This window comes from Nocardia sp. NPDC057668 (assembly GCF_042799795.1).
GTDB lineage: Bacteria > Actinomycetota > Actinomycetes > Mycobacteriales > Mycobacteriaceae > Nocardia.
Map to the genome: position 1 here is coordinate 1,020,075 of NZ_JBHVIC010000003.1, position 15,182 is coordinate 1,035,256.

General features: G+C 65.3%; 16 protein-coding genes. 7 read left to right on the plus strand and 9 right to left on the minus strand.

Annotated features, from left to right (window positions below; translation table 11 throughout):
* Positions 1-47 precede the first annotated feature (47 nt).
* The 3 genes from ACFVBH_RS23120 to ACFVBH_RS23130 all read left to right on the plus strand — a co-directional run bounded on the left by ACFVBH_RS23120 (position 48) and on the right by ACFVBH_RS23130 (position 3,480).
* Positions 48-1,685: a flavin-containing monooxygenase gene (locus tag ACFVBH_RS23120; RefSeq protein WP_379004278.1), complete on the plus strand. Its 1,638-nt coding sequence runs from the start codon at positions 48-50 to the stop codon at positions 1,683-1,685.
* Positions 1,686-1,748: 63 nt separating this feature from the next.
* Complete coding sequence (locus ACFVBH_RS23125; RefSeq protein ID WP_379004280.1) at positions 1,749-2,657, plus strand: SDR family NAD(P)-dependent oxidoreductase; 909 nt, start codon at positions 1,749-1,751, stop codon at positions 2,655-2,657.
* Positions 2,658-3,177: 520 nt separating this feature from the next.
* Positions 3,178-3,480, plus strand: coding sequence for a hypothetical protein (locus ACFVBH_RS23130; protein WP_379004282.1), 303 nt, complete (start codon positions 3,178-3,180; stop codon positions 3,478-3,480).
* Positions 3,481-3,689: 209 nt separating this feature from the next.
* Here the strand turns inward: ACFVBH_RS23130 and ACFVBH_RS23135 are convergent, their stop codons facing one another.
* The 3 genes from ACFVBH_RS23135 to ACFVBH_RS23145 form a co-directional block, all read right to left on the minus strand.
* Positions 3,690-4,046 carry a hypothetical protein gene (locus ACFVBH_RS23135; RefSeq protein ID WP_379004284.1) on the minus strand — a complete coding sequence of 119 codons (357 nt, stop codon included), beginning with the start codon at positions 4,044-4,046 and terminating at the stop codon, positions 3,690-3,692.
* A gap of 388 nt (positions 4,047-4,434) precedes the next feature.
* Complete coding sequence (locus ACFVBH_RS23140) at positions 4,435-4,842, minus strand: RidA family protein (protein WP_379004286.1); 408 nt, start codon at positions 4,840-4,842, stop codon at positions 4,435-4,437.
* Positions 4,843-4,986: 144 nt separating this feature from the next.
* Positions 4,987-5,619, minus strand: coding sequence for a TetR/AcrR family transcriptional regulator (locus ACFVBH_RS23145; protein ID WP_379004288.1), 633 nt, complete (start codon positions 5,617-5,619; stop codon positions 4,987-4,989).
* Between the two features lie 257 nt (positions 5,620-5,876).
* On the opposite strand from ACFVBH_RS23145, the gene ACFVBH_RS23150 reads away from it, so the two are divergent.
* Complete coding sequence (locus tag ACFVBH_RS23150; RefSeq protein ID WP_379004290.1) at positions 5,877-7,256, plus strand: alpha/beta hydrolase; 1,380 nt, start codon at positions 5,877-5,879, stop codon at positions 7,254-7,256.
* A gap of 230 nt (positions 7,257-7,486) precedes the next feature.
* Here the strand turns inward: ACFVBH_RS23150 and ACFVBH_RS23155 are convergent, their stop codons facing one another.
* The 3 genes from ACFVBH_RS23155 to ACFVBH_RS23165 form a co-directional block, all read right to left on the minus strand.
* Positions 7,487-7,834, minus strand: coding sequence for a hypothetical protein (locus ACFVBH_RS23155; protein ID WP_379004292.1), 348 nt, complete (start codon positions 7,832-7,834; stop codon positions 7,487-7,489).
* Between the two features lie 140 nt (positions 7,835-7,974).
* Entirely contained in the window at positions 7,975-8,895 is a 921-nt protein-coding gene (sigJ, locus tag ACFVBH_RS23160) for an RNA polymerase sigma factor SigJ (protein WP_379004294.1), read from the minus strand.
* Entirely contained in the window at positions 8,892-10,085 is a 1,194-nt protein-coding gene (locus ACFVBH_RS23165; protein ID WP_379004296.1) for an NAD(P)/FAD-dependent oxidoreductase, read from the minus strand. Before ACFVBH_RS23165 ends, sigJ begins: the two co-directional genes overlap by 4 nt.
* A gap of 152 nt (positions 10,086-10,237) precedes the next feature.
* On the opposite strand from ACFVBH_RS23165, the gene ACFVBH_RS23170 reads away from it, so the two are divergent.
* Positions 10,238-10,942, plus strand: coding sequence for an SMI1/KNR4 family protein (locus tag ACFVBH_RS23170; RefSeq protein WP_379004298.1), 705 nt, complete (start codon positions 10,238-10,240; stop codon positions 10,940-10,942).
* Positions 10,943-11,002: 60 nt separating this feature from the next.
* Here the strand turns inward: ACFVBH_RS23170 and ACFVBH_RS23175 are convergent, their stop codons facing one another.
* On the minus strand, positions 11,003-11,752 hold the full coding sequence (locus ACFVBH_RS23175) for a hypothetical protein (protein WP_379004300.1): 750 nt from the start codon (positions 11,750-11,752) through the stop codon (positions 11,003-11,005).
* Between the two features lie 127 nt (positions 11,753-11,879).
* On the opposite strand from ACFVBH_RS23175, the gene ACFVBH_RS23180 reads away from it, so the two are divergent.
* Positions 11,880-12,248, plus strand: a complete 369-nt coding sequence (locus ACFVBH_RS23180) for a hypothetical protein (protein WP_379004302.1) — start codon at positions 11,880-11,882, stop codon at positions 12,246-12,248.
* Positions 12,249-13,024: 776 nt separating this feature from the next.
* On the plus strand, positions 13,025-13,333 hold the full coding sequence (locus ACFVBH_RS23185; protein ID WP_379004304.1) for a hypothetical protein: 309 nt from the start codon (positions 13,025-13,027) through the stop codon (positions 13,331-13,333).
* Positions 13,334-13,400: 67 nt separating this feature from the next.
* On the opposite strand, the gene ACFVBH_RS23190 is transcribed toward ACFVBH_RS23185, so the two are convergent.
* Positions 13,401-14,258, minus strand: coding sequence for a hypothetical protein (locus ACFVBH_RS23190; protein WP_379004306.1), 858 nt, complete (start codon positions 14,256-14,258; stop codon positions 13,401-13,403).
* Between the two features lie 60 nt (positions 14,259-14,318).
* Entirely contained in the window at positions 14,319-14,999 is a 681-nt protein-coding gene (locus tag ACFVBH_RS23195) for a hypothetical protein (protein ID WP_379004308.1), read from the minus strand.
* Positions 15,000-15,182: the final 183 nt, after the last annotated feature.

Sequence of the window (15,182 nt, forward strand, 5' to 3'; positions counted from 1 at the left end):
GACCGGTCGCGGGCAGGGATCGAAGACGATCGACAGGAGTCGGAAACATGGGTTCGAATACCGGGAAGCGCGTGCCCGCCACACCACTACCGGAGCTGGAAGCCGTCGTGGTCGGCGCGGGTGTCGGCGGCATAGCCGCGGGCTGCCAGCTGCGGCGCGCGGGCATCGACGACTTCGTGATCCTGGACCGGCGCGGCGATTTCAGCGGCACCTGGATCGCCAACACCTACCCCGGGGTCGCGCTCGACGTGCCCTCGACCTCGTACGAATTCACCTTCGCCCCGAACGAATGGTCCCGGGTGTTCGCGCCCGGCGCGGAGGTGCGCGAGTACTGCCGGCGCGTGGCGCGCGAGTACGGCCTGTACGAGCGCTCCCGGTTCGGGGTCTCGGTCGAGCGCGAGGTGTGGGATGACGAAAATGGTTTCTGGACACTCTATTTGGACGACGGCAGCACGCTCACCGCACGGTATGTGCTCAATGCCACCGGGTTCTTCCTGGAGCCGCGCTCGAACTCCGGCATCCCGGATGTCGAGAAGTACCGGGGCAAGCTGATGCTCTCGGCCGGATGGGATCACTCCTACGACTACGCGGGCAAGCGGGTCGCGGTGATCGGCACCGGCGCCAGTTCGATGCAGATCGTGCCGTCGCTCGCGCCGGAAGTCGCGCAGCTCGACGTCTACCAGCGCACCGCGACCTGGTGTTTTCCCAAGCCGGACTTCGCATTCGGCCGGATCGGGCAGGCGCTCATGCGTTCCAAGCGTTTCCACACTTTGGCCTATATGGCCAATTGGTATGCGTACCAAGCGATTGTCGTCGCGGCCGAGCGGCTGCCCAAGCGGGCCGCGCTGGCGCTGCTGACCGGCGCCGAGGCGGCGCTGCGGGTGGCCTACCGCGCGTATCTGCGCTTCCTGGTGAAGGATTCGCAGGCCCGCGCGGCGCTGGTGCCCCGCCACGGCATCATGGCGAACATGCCGACCTTCGGCCGCGGGTTCCTGCAGACCTTCGGCCGGGAGAACGGCACGCTGCTGACCACCCCGATCGAACGTTTCACCGAGCGGGGCATCCGTACCACCGACGGGGTCGATCACGCCTACGACATGATCGTGCTGGCCACCGGGTTCAACGTCGCCTCGGACCCGGAGTCCTTCCCGATCGGCGCGGTCACCGGCCGCGACGGTCTGGATCTGGGTGAGTTCTACCGCGCGAACGGCATGCAGGCGTACGCGGGCGTCACCATGCCGCGGCTGCCCAATCGCTGGTTCCTGTACGGGCCCTACGGCTGGAGCGGGGTGACCTGGATGAGCATGATGGAGAACTCCGGACTGCACATCGCCCGCGTCATCACCGAGGCCCGGGCGCGCGGCGCGCAGATCGCCGAGGTGACGCCCGCCGCGCACGACGCCTGGCATCGGGCCATGATCACCAGTCCCTTCACCGTCGTCGCGCAGGAGTATCTGGTCGAGCGGCAGGTCAAGAAGCACAACGTGCGCAGCTACTTCTCCAATGCCCGGGGTGAGGCGCCGATTCTGCGGCCGTCCCGGGGATTTCGGAACTCTCTGTGGGACCACAGCGAAACCTTCGATCCGCGGGCGGATTACACCTTCCGGTCGGTCGTGGGATCGGCCGAGGTCGCGGATCCGGGCGATACGGCTGTGACCGAGCCCGCACCCGCTGCCGCCAAGTAGCGGGTTCGCCGTCGGACCCTGTGCCGCGACATGCCTTACCAGACAATCGAATTGGAACCGATCATGAGAATTCCGTTCAGCGGACCCGTGGCGAACAAGCGGGGACGGGTCGTCGTCGTCACCGGGGCGGGCAGCGGCATCGGCCGCGCCATAGCGCTGCGCCAGGCCGCCGCGGGCGACATCGTCATCGCGACAGACATCGACCTCGCCGCGGCCGAGCAGACCGTCGCGCTCGCAGCCGGCGCCTGTCACGCCTACGCGCTCGACGTCCGCGATCCCGAGCAGTGGGCGTCGGTCACCGAGAGTGTGATCTCTCGCGTGGGGGTGCCCGACATTCTGGTCAACAATGCCGGTATCGCGGTGGGCGGTGCGTTCTTCGACCAGACACCGCAGGACTGGGAGAACGTCATGGCGATCAACGTGCACGGCGTCGTTCACGGCAGCCGGGTCGTCGGCGCGAAGATGGTGGCGAGCGGGCGACCCGGTCACATCGTGGTGATCGCCTCGGGCGCGGCCTGGACCCCGAATCGGGTGGCGCCGTCCTACTCCGCGTCCAAGGCCGCCGCGCTCATGGTGGCCGAGTCGCTGCGAACCGACCTCGCGCCCAGGAACATCGGCGTCAGCGCGGTGTGCCCCGGTGTCACCCGCACCCGGCTCGCCGCCAACGCCACCCTGGCCAGTGGCCGGGACACCGCCGCGGTCGAGGAGTTCCGCACGCACTTCGCCGATGCCCAGTCCCGCTACAGTTTCGCGACACCGGACATGGTCGCGCGCGCGGTGCAACGCGCGATCCGTTTCAATCTCGCGGTAGTCCCGGTGAATTTCGACGCGACCGCGGCCTGGGTGCTGCACCGGCTGTCGCCGGGACTGCTGCGCGCGATCTGTTCGATTCCGACCATGGAGTTGGCGCAGAGCGGTGCGAGCATGGCGTTCGAGCGGCTGCCGGCTCGGCTGTCGTTTCACCGCGATTAGCGGGCGGTTACCGCGCTCCCGGGGGGAGCCGCCGGGCGGTGCCCGAACGGTTCTCCCCGAGGCCTGCCACCGGTGCCCCGAAACCGGTAGGAGTGCCCCGTCTACGATGGCCGGTCACAACGAGGGGCGCTCGAATTTCACTGCGCACAAAGCATTTCTGATGACTTCTACGGTCTCCGGTTGAGCTCGCCCACGTTGGCCTTGCAGTACTTAGATCACAGTCTGCGACCGTTTGAGTCAGCGCGGTATGCGGCATTATGGTGCGGGTTGACCGATCACGAAGCGGTCACCCGCCCTACCTTTTCGCACCGATCAGTGTGGTGCGTGGCTGCCGTCTACGGCCAACCACGCCCTGGCTGGGTAGTGGTCGACTGGCCCGGTCTTGTTCTTCGCCACGTCAACACTTCATCACGGTGACCCGGCTTCTGCCTTCGCAGCACGACGACAAGCCGCCCGGCGGACTGGCTGCTCACAGAACAGTTGCTGGCAGTATCGGCCAAGGAAGGTCGATACTCGGCGTATGAGTGTTGGCCATGATCGCGTACGCGAGTTGCTGAAGCGCATGATGATCGAGCTTGGGGTGTTCCTGGTGGGTTTCCCGATTGCGCTGCTGCTGTTGACGATCTGGTTCGGGCCGCCTCGAGAGCGTGACGAGCCGGTTCCGCCGACGCCGACCACATCGCCCTTTCCCCAGCCTCCCACAACCCTCCGCTCACCGACATTCACAAGAACCACGCAAGCGCCGACACCGTCGGTTGAACCGGTCGGCCACCACGGTGATCGATCACTCGGCGGAGCTAGTCAGCAATACCGCGGGTTTTGACTATGTCCCGCCACCAGTCGAATGCGGTGCCGTCAACCCTCGTGCACGGAGTTGAACGCCATGCTCGCGCCCCCGCTGCAGGCGTTCGCCGACAGCATCTTTCGGCCGGACAGTGGCGTCTGCGCCCGATCGTAATTTGCAGCTTTGGTCAGCGCGGTAGGCGGCTAGCGTGCATGCCCTCTACATGCGTGTGACCCTGTCATCCGAATTCACGCCGAGGCAGTAGCTCGCTCCAGCACCTCGATGGCCAAATCCAGGTCGTTGATGACGAACAATTCGACGGAGCCATCGGCAAGGTCTAGCCGCAGGCGATTGCGGAGTCCGCCGCTGAACGGGCTTCCGTCTCGGTCCTGAGACCCGGTCCCACGGATCGCATGCAATGGCGTTGACCAGGGGCGTCCTCCGGTAAGCGCGTCGAAGTGACCCGGTTCGAATATCAGGCGAGTCTCGGTCAAGTAGAGGCGGCCACCGACGGCTCGGTTAGCTGATTGTGTGCGGTTGGCGACTTTCTTCCAAATGACCGATTCGGACTCAGTCAATCCAGGAGCGCGAAACCAGATTCCCATGGTTCTACCTGCGTTCTATCTGTTGTTGCCGGACTTGCTAAAGCGCTGTGGCCCAGACACATTCTGGCCGTTAACGGCAAGTCTGGCTCGCCACTCAAGCTTCTGGTGGAGGGTGCACCTAATTTGCGCCCCGCCATCCCGCCACCAAAGCAGCACGCTCATCGGCAGTTGAGGACGTTTCTCGGCGTCGGATCCCCATGGGCGATGGATCTTCCGGCGCGCCGCGTCGGCCGGTTCGGTCAGCGCGATCAGTGGCAGGTGTGTGCGTTTGGACGACCGCGGCTCAGCGGCCATCCGAGGTTTGGGGAGCGCTCAATTTCGGTCGGCGCATGACCCGATCCGCGCGCGCGGCCATGGGCGGCATTCCCGCCGTGGTCATTCTCATCGATCAGTCCAGGACGGCAGTCGCTTCGATCTCCACCAGGAGGTCAGGCCTCCATAGCGCCTGTACGCCGATGACGGTGACGGGAGGCAGCGGCACACTGAACCCATCGGAATCCTGAGCACGTGAAGTCCCCTCCCAGAGTTCGTCGGCCATGTCGGTGGTCCAGCCGACGATGTAGAAGGTCAATCGTGCGACGTCTGTGATACGACCCCCCGCGCCCCGCACAGCTGTAGCGATGTTGCGAAGGGAATCATGAACCTGGCCTGCGAGATCCGTCGCCGTTGTCTCGCCGAGTGGGGTCACGGCCAGCTGTCCGGCCAGCATGAGCAGGCGGGTGCCGGTCGTCGTCGCGACCGGCGCATAGTCCTGCTGCTGGAGCAGGCCGTCGGGGTGGCTGAGGTGCGCCGGCATCGTGAATCTCCTTGGTTGTCGGTCTTTTTGGCGCAGTCGATGCCGGTCATGAAGTCCGGCGTGCGCGCAAACTCGCGCGGGATCGACCGCTGGTGGGCAATGAACTGGAGTGGCGAAATGGGAAGGCGGGGTGCGACGTCGTCGCTATCGCCCCGTGATCGACGGCTTGTCCAAAGGTGGATACGCGCCGCGCAAACGGTGCAGGGTCGCCGTCAACGCGGCGTGAACGTCCGTCTCGCACAATGGCGTTGCGAACAGCGCCGAACTGAACGAGAAGCCCTCCACCAGTGCGAACAGCAGGAACGCCTCGCGGTGCAGCGCCTCCTCGTCGATAGCGCGGTCGGCCAGCGCATCACGTAGCAACGAACGGATCACCTCGACGCCCGCGAGGGAGGTCGCGGTGATGTCGGCCGCGAGTTCGGGGTCCGTGCGCGCCATGACGCGATATTCGACCATGGCGATGTTCTCCTTCCGCTCCTGCTCGCTGGTGGGTGCGGTGAAGGCTATGACGTCAATGATGCGTGCGATCGGGTCGTCGAACATCGCCCCTGCCCGGCGCACGGCACGTTGCACGAGGACGCCGAAGGTGAAACGCATGACCTCGCGGACGGTGTCGCCGAAGTAGTGCCGGATGCTTCCGATGGCCAAGCCGGTGCGTTCGGCGATCCGGGCGAGGGTCACCGAGCGGAGTCCGCGCTCGACGATCTCGTCGATCACGGCGTCGGCGATCTGTTCCCGGCGGATATCCGGGTCGACTCTCTTCGGCACGAGCTTCACCGTAGCACTTCTAGCATGCTCATGCTAGTTTATTTAGCATGGACGTGCTAGATCGATACACCCCAGGGAAATACACGCGATCACGTCTTCAACTCCCAAGCCGCTCAGGGCGACTCCCGATCGGGCTCGCCGCCGCCACGCTCCTACTCGCCGGCTGCACGCCCGCTCCGTCACCGTCGTCCCGCGCTGACGCGGGTCTCGACACCTACCTCACGCAAGAGCTCGACTGGCGCGGGTGCGAGGACACCGCGACGAGCGTGGCGGACGCGAAGGTGTTCGCGAACCCCATGCTCCAATGCACCTCGGTCGAGGTGCCTCTCGACTACAACGAGCCACACGGCCGGCGAGCGCACATCGCGCTGCTGCGCCTGCCCGCCGCGGTCGAGGCCGAGGGCTCATTGCTGACCGATCCCGGAGGCCCTGGCGGCTCGGGCACCGACTTCGTGGCATCGACCGCTGCGCTGTGGCAGGCGAGCCCCGTCCACGAGCGCTTCGACGTCATCGGCTTCGATCCTCGCGGGGCGGGGTCATCGACCCCCGCGCTCGACTGCTACACCGATGCGGAATACGACGCCGGCACCGGTCCGCGGTTCGGCGCGGTGTACGACATCACGAGCGCCGAACAAGCGACCGGACTCGCACAGCGCTGCACAGACGGCTCCGGTGGCGTGGCCAATCTCATCAATGCCGGATCGATCAACGTTGTGCGCGATATGGACATCATGCGAGCGGTGCTGGGTGACGACCGGCTGACCTACCTCGGATACAGCTACGGCTCCGAGCTCGGCGCCATGTACGCCACGACCTATCCCGAGAAGGTCCGCGCGATCGTGCTCGACGGCGCCGTCGCACCCGACCTGACGGCGAGCGAGTTCCGCGTCTCCCAATTCCGAGGTCTGCAAACCCGATTCGACGACCTCGCTGCACTCTGCGCCGAATCATCCGATTGTGTCCTCGGCGCCGACCCCGCCGCCGCGAACGATCGCCTGCACGAGATCGTGCGGCCGCTCATAGCAGCGCCGATGCTGACTGCGACCGGCCGGGCCGTGACCGTCTGGGACGTATACCTCGGCATCAGCGTCGGCCTGTACTCGCAGGCGAACTGGCCCGAAGTCATCACCGCCTTGACGGCACTCGAGGCCGGTCGCGGCGAGGAGATGCTCGCGCTGCGCGACACCTTCTACGCCCGCTCCCCGGACGGCGCCTACGGATTGGACCTCGACACGAATATCGCTGTGCGTTGCATGGACTGGCCCCGCCTGACCTCCGGTGAACAAACAGCGCTCGCCCGCGAGATCGGGCGTGTCGCACCAATGTTCGACTTGGAGGTGTTCACAGCGGCGAACTACCACGGCGAGTGCGAGGCATGGCCCGCACCGCCCACCCGTAATCAGCCCTGGCTCGCCGATGCCGAAGGGCTGCCCCGAACACTCGTTGTCTCGACCACTGGTGATCCGGCGACGCCACACGAGGGCGGCATCACGATGGCACGAGCCCTCGGGGCAAGCCTGCTCACCGTCGATGGCAAGCAGCACGGCGCCTACCTCCTCGGAAACGGCAAATGCGTCGACGAGGTAGTGAATGCCTACCTTCTCGACCTCGACTCTCCGCCCGCTGACGCCCGCTGCAGCCTTTGACGCTCACCCGCGAGCGCGGTGGATAGCACCGTGACGATCGACGCGAATTATGTTCTGCCGCTGCGATGTTGACCGACAGCCCCCGAAACGCTGTAACTACCGAGGTTCGTCATGTAGTTCTTTCCGGTCGAACCCGAATGTCCCACCGGCTTCGGAAGGGTCCAGTGGGATGAGAGCTTCGACCCACCACGCGGCATCACGCCGCCATTTCCGTCCGAGTTATTGCCCGGTCACAGAAGTACCATCAGCATCCCGCACACAAAGCTGAGGACGATAACCACTGCCGCGATCGCCGGTCGGATCCACAGATCGCTCTGCTGTCGGCGCGTGGCGACGACCAACTCGGCGGGAGTGCCGATGAGCGCGAGGAGTGTGCCACCCCAGGAAACGGTCATCCCCCAGATGAGATGCTGTGGGTCGCAGCCGTCCTTCGCGCAGGACTCGCTGATCAGCGCGAACCCCAGCGTGTACAGCGCCGCTATCGCTCCGATTAGCAGGACGAACAGATACAAGACGCAGGCGACGATCAAATCCCAAGGACGCCTGCGTGATTGACGTACCGGCCAGGTCATGGTCATCAGTGTGGCGATAAAGCACCGCCACGAGCACCGCGCAACTACTCATATCCGATCGGCTCGGTGAGCGGTAATCATGCTCGTGAAGGTCCGTCCAACCGGTCCAGGCCGCATCGTAAGCGGGGTGTTCCAGGTGGGTGGGACTACGTCGTGGGGGTTTCGGTGCGGCTGATGGTGCGGGGGAACTCGAGGGCGGCCAGTTTTTCGGGGTTGCGGATGCCGTAGCCGCTGACGATCTGGTCGTCGGCGACCTCGAACACGAGGACGGCTTCCAGATTGACGGCTATGTAGCAGGCGAGGGCCGGTTGACCGTTGCAGTTCACCGACTCCAGGCGTACTTCCGGTCGGCGCCGCGCGTATCGGAAGACCGCCATCAGAACCATGGCTACCCGTTCGGCACCGACCATGACCAGCTCCGGCAGGGCGGTCACCTTGCCGCCGCTGTCGGTGGTCCAGGTGATGTCCGGCGCGAGCAGCGACAGCAGGCCCTCCATGTTTCCGGTGGTCGCGGCGGTGATGAAGCGCTCGGTGACCGCGGCGGTTCGGACGGTGTCCACGGGGCCGTAGCGCTTGCGCCGGGAGTGGACGTGGTTGCGGGCGCGGCGGGCGGTCTGATGCACGGCGTCGACGGATTTCCCTGTCGCGGAGGCAATTTCCTCGTAGTCGAAGCCGAAGACATCACGCAGCACGAAGACCGCCCGCTCGGTGGGGGTGAGCGTTTCCAGCACGATCAGCATCCCCATCGAGACCGATTCGGTGAGTACCACATCGGTCGAGGCATCACCATCGGTGAGCAGCAGCGGCTCGGGCAGCCACGGGCCTACATACTCCTCGCGGCGACTGGCGCCGGCCCGCAACGCATTCAGGGCCTGCCGTGTGACGAGCTGTGCCAGATAGGCTTTCGTGTCCCGGACCGTGGCCGGGTCCACCCTGCGCCACCGCAGATAGCTGTCCTGCAGCACATCGTCGGCTTCGGTCGCCGAGCCCAGGATCTCGTAGACGATGGTGAACAGCAACGGTCGCAGGTGGACGAAACGCTCGGTGTGCTCGTCGGTGGAGGTCATGGCTTCGGAACTCCCTGCGGCTCGGCTGCGCTCAGGTTGTTGCGCTTGCCCAAGCCCAGGAAGGTCGGGATCGCGCCGGGGTTGCGAGCTTCCTTGCGAATGGTCCCGATCGGGCCCGCGAGACCCACCCGCTCCTTGATCCACCCGGCCGTTCGCCCGCCGAGGTACATCGCCACGGGCGTGTCGTCACGCCGGCTGAATTGCATTGCGCCCGCGCGGCTACCCAGTCCCACGGTGCAGGCGGTGAAGGCCACGTCCAGCACGGCGGGTTCGTCCCCGGCGGTACGGGCCAGCACATTGTCGGCGGCCTGCGCGCCCAAGGGTTGGGCGGCATAGCAGCTCATCCGCAGTGGGCGACCCGAAGGCGCGACCGAGTCCCCGGCGGCGACGATGCGTGCGTCATCGATACTGGTCAACGTCTCGTCGGTCAGGAGTCGCCCCAGCTCGTCGGTGCGCAGTCCGCTGCGTGCCGCCAGGTCGGGCATCCCGAACCCGGCGGTCCAAATCGTGATCGCACCGGGCAGCACGACGCCGTCGGTCAACATGACCCCGTCGCGCCGCACCTCGCTCACCCGCGCCTGCTCAAGCACCTCGACTCCGTTCTCGGACAACCATTTCACCACCGATCGCCGAGCCGGATTCGCGAAGTTCGCCGCCAGCTTCCCGCCACCCACCAGTGTCACGGTACGGCCCTGCTCCACGAGTTCGGCGGCGGTCTCGATGCCGGTGAGCCCACCGCCGACGACGACAATCGGCGCCAGGACCGGCACGTCCGCCAGCGCCGTGCGCAGCCGCTGGGCGTGTTCGAATTCGGCTATCGGGTAGGCGAATTCGGTAGCGCCGGGCACCGATACCGGCACCGCGGCGGTGCTGCCGACCGCGTAGACCACGTAGTCGTAGTCGAGCGCGCTCCCGGAACTCAGTTCCACCCGGCGGGCGGCGGTATCGATGTGGATCGCACGGTCGACGATCATCCGCACCCCGGCGCCGAGCAGCGTGTCGTAGTCGATGGCAGCCTCATGGGTACCGGCCACGAACTGGTGCAACCGCATGCGCTCGACGAACCGCGGACGCGGGTTGACCAGCGTGATCTCGACGTCGTGACGCAGCCGCAGCCGGTTGGCCGCCACGGTACCGGCGTAACCGCCGCCGATCACAACCACTTTGGTGATGGCATTGAAATCAGTCATGCCCTCCAGACACGCCGCGACGTTCAGATCTGACACGAAGTGACGACCGTCACGTTCTGTGGCCCGCCACGGGAGCCGGTGAGGTCCGTGCGGCATGCGGCAAGACAGGATGAGTGCGCCGAACTGTCTCGAGCGCTTGCTATCTTGCAGCTGTGGATGCGATCACGCTGTTCGAAGAGTACGTCGATTGGCTTCGCGTCAACGTGCCCTTGGCGTTCGAGAACTTGGCTCCTCCCGCCGGCCGGGCCGAGATCGACGAGCTGGAAAAGGCACTGGGCCAGCGTCTTCCGGATGATGTGAAGGCTGTTCTCGCCATGCACAACGGTCAGTTGTCGACCGACATCGCTACGGGTGGCGAGGGTGCGGTGCCGTGCATACCTACCCTCTCTTTCCTATCGACGCGTCTGATCGAGCAATGCTGGTCGTCCTGGATCGCTGTACGTGAGGGTAGTGAGATCGAGCAGCTTCAGGCTTTCGGGGCTGTCATGGCGGGCGCTGAGGGACGAGTGAAGCCTCTCTACACCTCTGCGGGCTGGATTCCGCTGTGGTCGGACACGTCGCGCTCGGACTATATCGGCCTGGATCTCGATCCGGATCATGCGGGAGTTCCGGGGCAGATCATCAACTTCGGTCGGGACGAGGAGCGGCATTTCGTTTGCGCGGAGAGCTTCACCGATCTGCTGAGCTTTCTCCTCGACGAGGTCCGGTCGGGACGGTGGCCGGCCTCGACAGTCGTGGAAGGTGAGGACGACGATGATCCTGGTGACGAGTCCGAGTCGTATCCGTGGTTCGGGCTGCCCGGCGAGCACTTTTTCAATGCGCTCCACGCCCGCAGTGATCCGCTCACTGCCGGTTGACGAGGGAGGGTCAGCGAGCCGGTGCCGCACACCGCGTTTCAGCGCTGTCGAAGTGCTGGACTAGCGGGTGGTCCATCGTGTGTAGGAGTTGTCCGGGCCGATCGTGAACGACTCGGCCAGGTTCCAATAGGCCAGCGCCGCAATGATTCCGTAGAGGACGCCTAGCACGACGATCGGCGCGGCTGCCCATAGGAGGGAACGGCGGGCTGGAGTGAGGCTCGGAGCCGGGTCCCGCCACCAGCGGGCAGCGCCCAGGGCGAGGATCACCATTACCGCGAGCATTACGGATTCGGCGAGTGACCAGTCTGCGTGGGCCGGATTCTCGAACATCGTCAGGTAGTGGTCGTAGACCTCCGCGCTGACATCGGTACCCACCAACCGAATGGTCACCATCGCCGAGAGCTCGCCCGCCATCGAGCCTGCCAGACTGAACAGCGCGCCCATCGCGGAGCCGAGAATAGCTGCACCACAGGAAGATACGATCAGTTCTCCGCGATCGGGGCGACGGAACGGTGCGGCCTTCGCCAGCAGACCTGCGAAGGTCACCGCAACGCCCACCCCAGCCGCGAGCGGTGCGACCAGCAAGGGAATGTAGACCGTCCCCGGCACCGAGGCCAGTGGACTGACACCGAGCGCCCCGTATCGCCAGACACCGAACAGCCCAGTCAGAGCACCGCCTACAAGGCCGACTGTGACTGCCAGCACGAGGCCCAGCGCCGTCCATGGGATGAGGCCCCGCCGCAGCTTCTCGAACTGGATCCCGGATGGCTCGTGTCGGGCCTGCTCGACCTCGTACGCGGATTCACTCACGACGACACTGTATTCAGTCACTGCCCCGAACCCGACGCAGCCGCCTCTCACGACCAACGCCCGATATCGCCAGCTGCCATTGGATATTCGGTTGCCACCCCTGTCCACTCCCCGGCACGATGCTCGCGTGAACGACACCGCCGCACCGGGGTCAGCGGAGCGAATACGTTGTTGCTTGGCGCTGTCACTCGTGCTGCTTCCTCTGCTGACGGGCTGTAGCCATTCGCATGACGGCTACTTCGAGAATCCGTGCGACAAGCCGCTCACGATCCATACGTTCTACTACGAATCGGGTAGCACCGAGGCGAAGACCGAGGACATCATCGCAACAGCTGTCATTCAGCCGCTCGCGGTGATAAAGGTGCAGCGCGCATTTCAAGACGCGGCTGGGTTTACCTGGTGGGTGCAGGTTTCCGGGCAACCCGAGTTCACGGTCAGCAAGGACGCGATGCCGGAGTGGAAGGTGTCGATCCCGGTCAGCGCCTGCGACAGTTAAATCTCACTGCGACGCACAAATACGTTCACCCACGAGGGTTCTCGATAGTGCCAGTCGTGCACTAGCTCGAACATCGACCGATGGTACGAGAATGCGTTCGGCTGCCAGGTTCTCACCATCGCCACTGGACGGTGAGGTCGGCTCAGCGGTCGTACGACGCTGTGCCCGTTGATTTTCCGAGGTGTTGTGCCGGCCGTTCCGATCAGCGCGACATGAGCGGATAGTTTGGTTGCGACCCGAGGTTGCCTGTCCGCGCGACCAGATCGGATGGAGCGCAACCGTGCGTGCGCGACGTTTCTTCACCGGCGCGACCCACGGCGTCAGCTCCCGAGGAAGCTGTCCCCCGGGGAGATGCCGCCCCTCGTGGACTGGGGGTGGGGTCCGCGTCTGTATTCCTCGAGATACGTAATGCGCCACTGTGGCCAATCCAGGTACTTGTCGCCGGCCTCTTCCCGATAGCGCCGATATAGGTACCGCTTTGTGCGTAGCAGGGACTTCCGTGCCTCGCGAGCCGCTTTCCGAGCGGCCCGCTCGCCCCGTTTGCGTTCGGCGACGGTCAGCTCCATCGGTGGATCAGCGAAGACTCCCGATCGCATCCAGTGCATGGTGGGCCGTCCTTGCTTCGAGATGCTGGGAGTGTTTCCCCGGCGACTAACCCGATGGTAGCGATCAGCGTCATGAGCGGACATATGCTCCGACTCGGTTGAGCGTGACGTCATCCGGGTGCGTTGTACAGTTCGGGCGGCGTTTCGACTCTCGTACAGAACGGATTTGCGGTGACCACCCATCAGCCCATCGAGCCGGGACCGGCGACCCACGACGACGATCGGTTGGTCCCTGTTTTCATGCCCGCGCTTCTCGTCATGCTGATTCGTCTCGAGGAGGACAAGGGCGCGGATCTGACCGAGGCCGAGCTCCTCGACGCACGAGACAACACCCCCGCCATGATGCTGCCAGTGTCGATGCTGCAGGGCTTGTGTGAGTCCCGGGGGTATCGCGACATCGACCCGGAGAACCTCTGGCCGGAATGGTGCCTCTACAAATCCGGAGAAGACCCCTTCTCACTCACCGATGAGCACCTCTGACCAGCCACACCAGCCTCTGCGTCATCGGGTTCACCTCTAACGGTGGGCCAGCAGGGCGGGTCGGGGATCAGCCGAGCGCGGCGCGAGCTTCTGGGGTATCGGCGACCAGAGTTTCGAGTCCTCCTTTGGTGCGGGCTATTTCGGCTATCCGGGTTAGGGCGGGAGGGGTGTCGGCCCAGAGCCACCAGTGGTCGCCGACCACCCAGATCGCGGCGTCGGGGGCTACGAACTGGTCGAGGGTCGCGTCGTCGAAGGGGCGACACTCGTGGTCGAGGAAGGTGGCGGACAGGGCGGCTCGGGCGGAGTCGGACAGGGGGGCGCGGGCGCGTAGCCATAGGCCGGACTTGAACAGTTGCAGGGGTGCGCTTTCCGCCGAGCGGGTCAGGTCGGCGGCGGGGCCCCAGAAGGAGAGCGGGGCCCAGGCGTGGGCTACGTATGCATCGGCGAACAGTGTGAACAGCCATGCGGAGAACGGTCGGGGCGAGGACGACCAGCCGGATGACGTGAAGAACTCGTGGACCGGGGGATCGTCACTGCCGTCGAACTCGATGTAGGCGTGGCCGTCGCGAGTCTCGTTGGTGAACAGCAGGTTCAACGGCTCGGCGGGCGGGTTCGGGGGCACATCGGCTGTCGGATCGAGGAACGTGGAGAGAGGGGTGATCTCCGCGGCCCAGTAGTCGGCGAGCAGGCCGGGCAGGCCGACCGTCCATGCGTCGTCGTTCACCTCGCCGATCATCGGCCCTTCGCCGTTTCCCTCGTTCCATACGGTGCGCGGGAAACCATCTTGGCCGAGCGGGATCTCGCCGACGATCGAGAAGAACTCGGCGAGGGCGCGCGGGAGTGCGGCCGTGGCGCGGCGAAGTGGTTCGGGGCGTTCGGGTTCCATCATGAGCAAGAACAGCGTGTCCTGAAGGGGTGACGGCACGACCACGAGAATACGACCGAGCGCGATCCCGGTGACCCGCAGCATTTCCGCCGGGGATCATCAGTCGGTGAGCTCGATGACCGCGCGGGGCTGCCACGGGAGCGGGCCGCTGGGGAAGCTGAAGCGCACCAGGCGATGTGCGCCGGACGTCTCGAAATGGCCGATGAACGGGGGTAGCAGACCCGAAATCAACTTGTCCAGAAGGCCGTTCACGTGGCTGAAGCTCGGGCGCATGCGCACCTGCCAGGCATCCACCGAGCCCGCGGGGACGTCGACCCGGACGCGCTTCTCCACCTTGACCTCCAGCGGCCAGTGGATCGAGAACGCCAGCCACAGATCGAGTTTGGTCTTCGCGCCGGGACGGAAGTCGAGCCCGCGCAACAGGGTCAGCCCGCCCAGCAGGGGCATCACCCCGCGCGGGAAGGGCGCGAGTTTGCCGCCGAACTGCATGTGCTGCGTGCCGATGAAGTAGCCCTCCTCACGGGAGACCATCCTGCCTTCGAAATACGAAGCCGCCTGGTAACTTTCGGCATCCATGCGCCCGCCGGACCGGCGGATGCGCTGTTCGACCTTCGCGCTGTACGCATCCGCGGAACCCGCCTCGAGGCAGGACACGTAGGCGTCCCCGTCCTGTTCGACCAGACCGATGATCCGGCCGCCTTCGGGATCATCGCCGAGCCTGATCCGGTAGAGCGACTTCTCACCGTCGGCGATGACGGGATCACGGAAGGGGCTGCTCATGGCATTCCTTGTCGTCGAGACCGGTCAGGTCTGAACCTACTATCCACATAGTAGCGCTATGTGAATAGCGCGACAATCTCCAGGGCGCTACCTCACGAATCGACCCAGGTAGGACAGCAAATCCGCACCGGCTACTTGACAGCAATCGATCAAGGAATAGTATAGCTATCCAGATATCGCCCG

What these genes read in the sequence shown, in the direction of transcription:
- sigJ (WP_379004294.1), bottom strand. Translation starts at nt 8,895, where the DNA reads ATGACCTCCACCGACGAGCACACCGAGCGTTTCGTCCACCTGCGACCG.
- ACFVBH_RS23195 (WP_379004308.1), bottom strand. Translation starts at nt 14,999, where the DNA reads ATGAGCAGCCCCTTCCGTGATCCCGTCATCGCCGACGGTGAGAAGTCG.
- ACFVBH_RS23130 (WP_379004282.1), top strand. Translation starts at nt 3,178, where the DNA reads ATGAGTGTTGGCCATGATCGCGTACGCGAGTTGCTGAAGCGCATGATG.
- ACFVBH_RS23155 (WP_379004292.1), bottom strand. Translation starts at nt 7,834, where the DNA reads ATGACCATGACCTGGCCGGTACGTCAATCACGCAGGCGTCCTTGGGAT.
- ACFVBH_RS23135 (WP_379004284.1), bottom strand. Translation starts at nt 4,046, where the DNA reads ATGGGAATCTGGTTTCGCGCTCCTGGATTGACTGAGTCCGAATCGGTC.
- ACFVBH_RS23125 (WP_379004280.1), top strand. Translation starts at nt 1,749, where the DNA reads ATGAGAATTCCGTTCAGCGGACCCGTGGCGAACAAGCGGGGACGGGTC.
- ACFVBH_RS23165 (WP_379004296.1), bottom strand. Translation starts at nt 10,085, where the DNA reads ATGACTGATTTCAATGCCATCACCAAAGTGGTTGTGATCGGCGGCGGT.
- ACFVBH_RS23140 (WP_379004286.1), bottom strand. Translation starts at nt 4,842, where the DNA reads ATGCCGGCGCACCTCAGCCACCCCGACGGCCTGCTCCAGCAGCAGGAC.
- ACFVBH_RS23120 (WP_379004278.1), top strand. Translation starts at nt 48, where the DNA reads ATGGGTTCGAATACCGGGAAGCGCGTGCCCGCCACACCACTACCGGAG.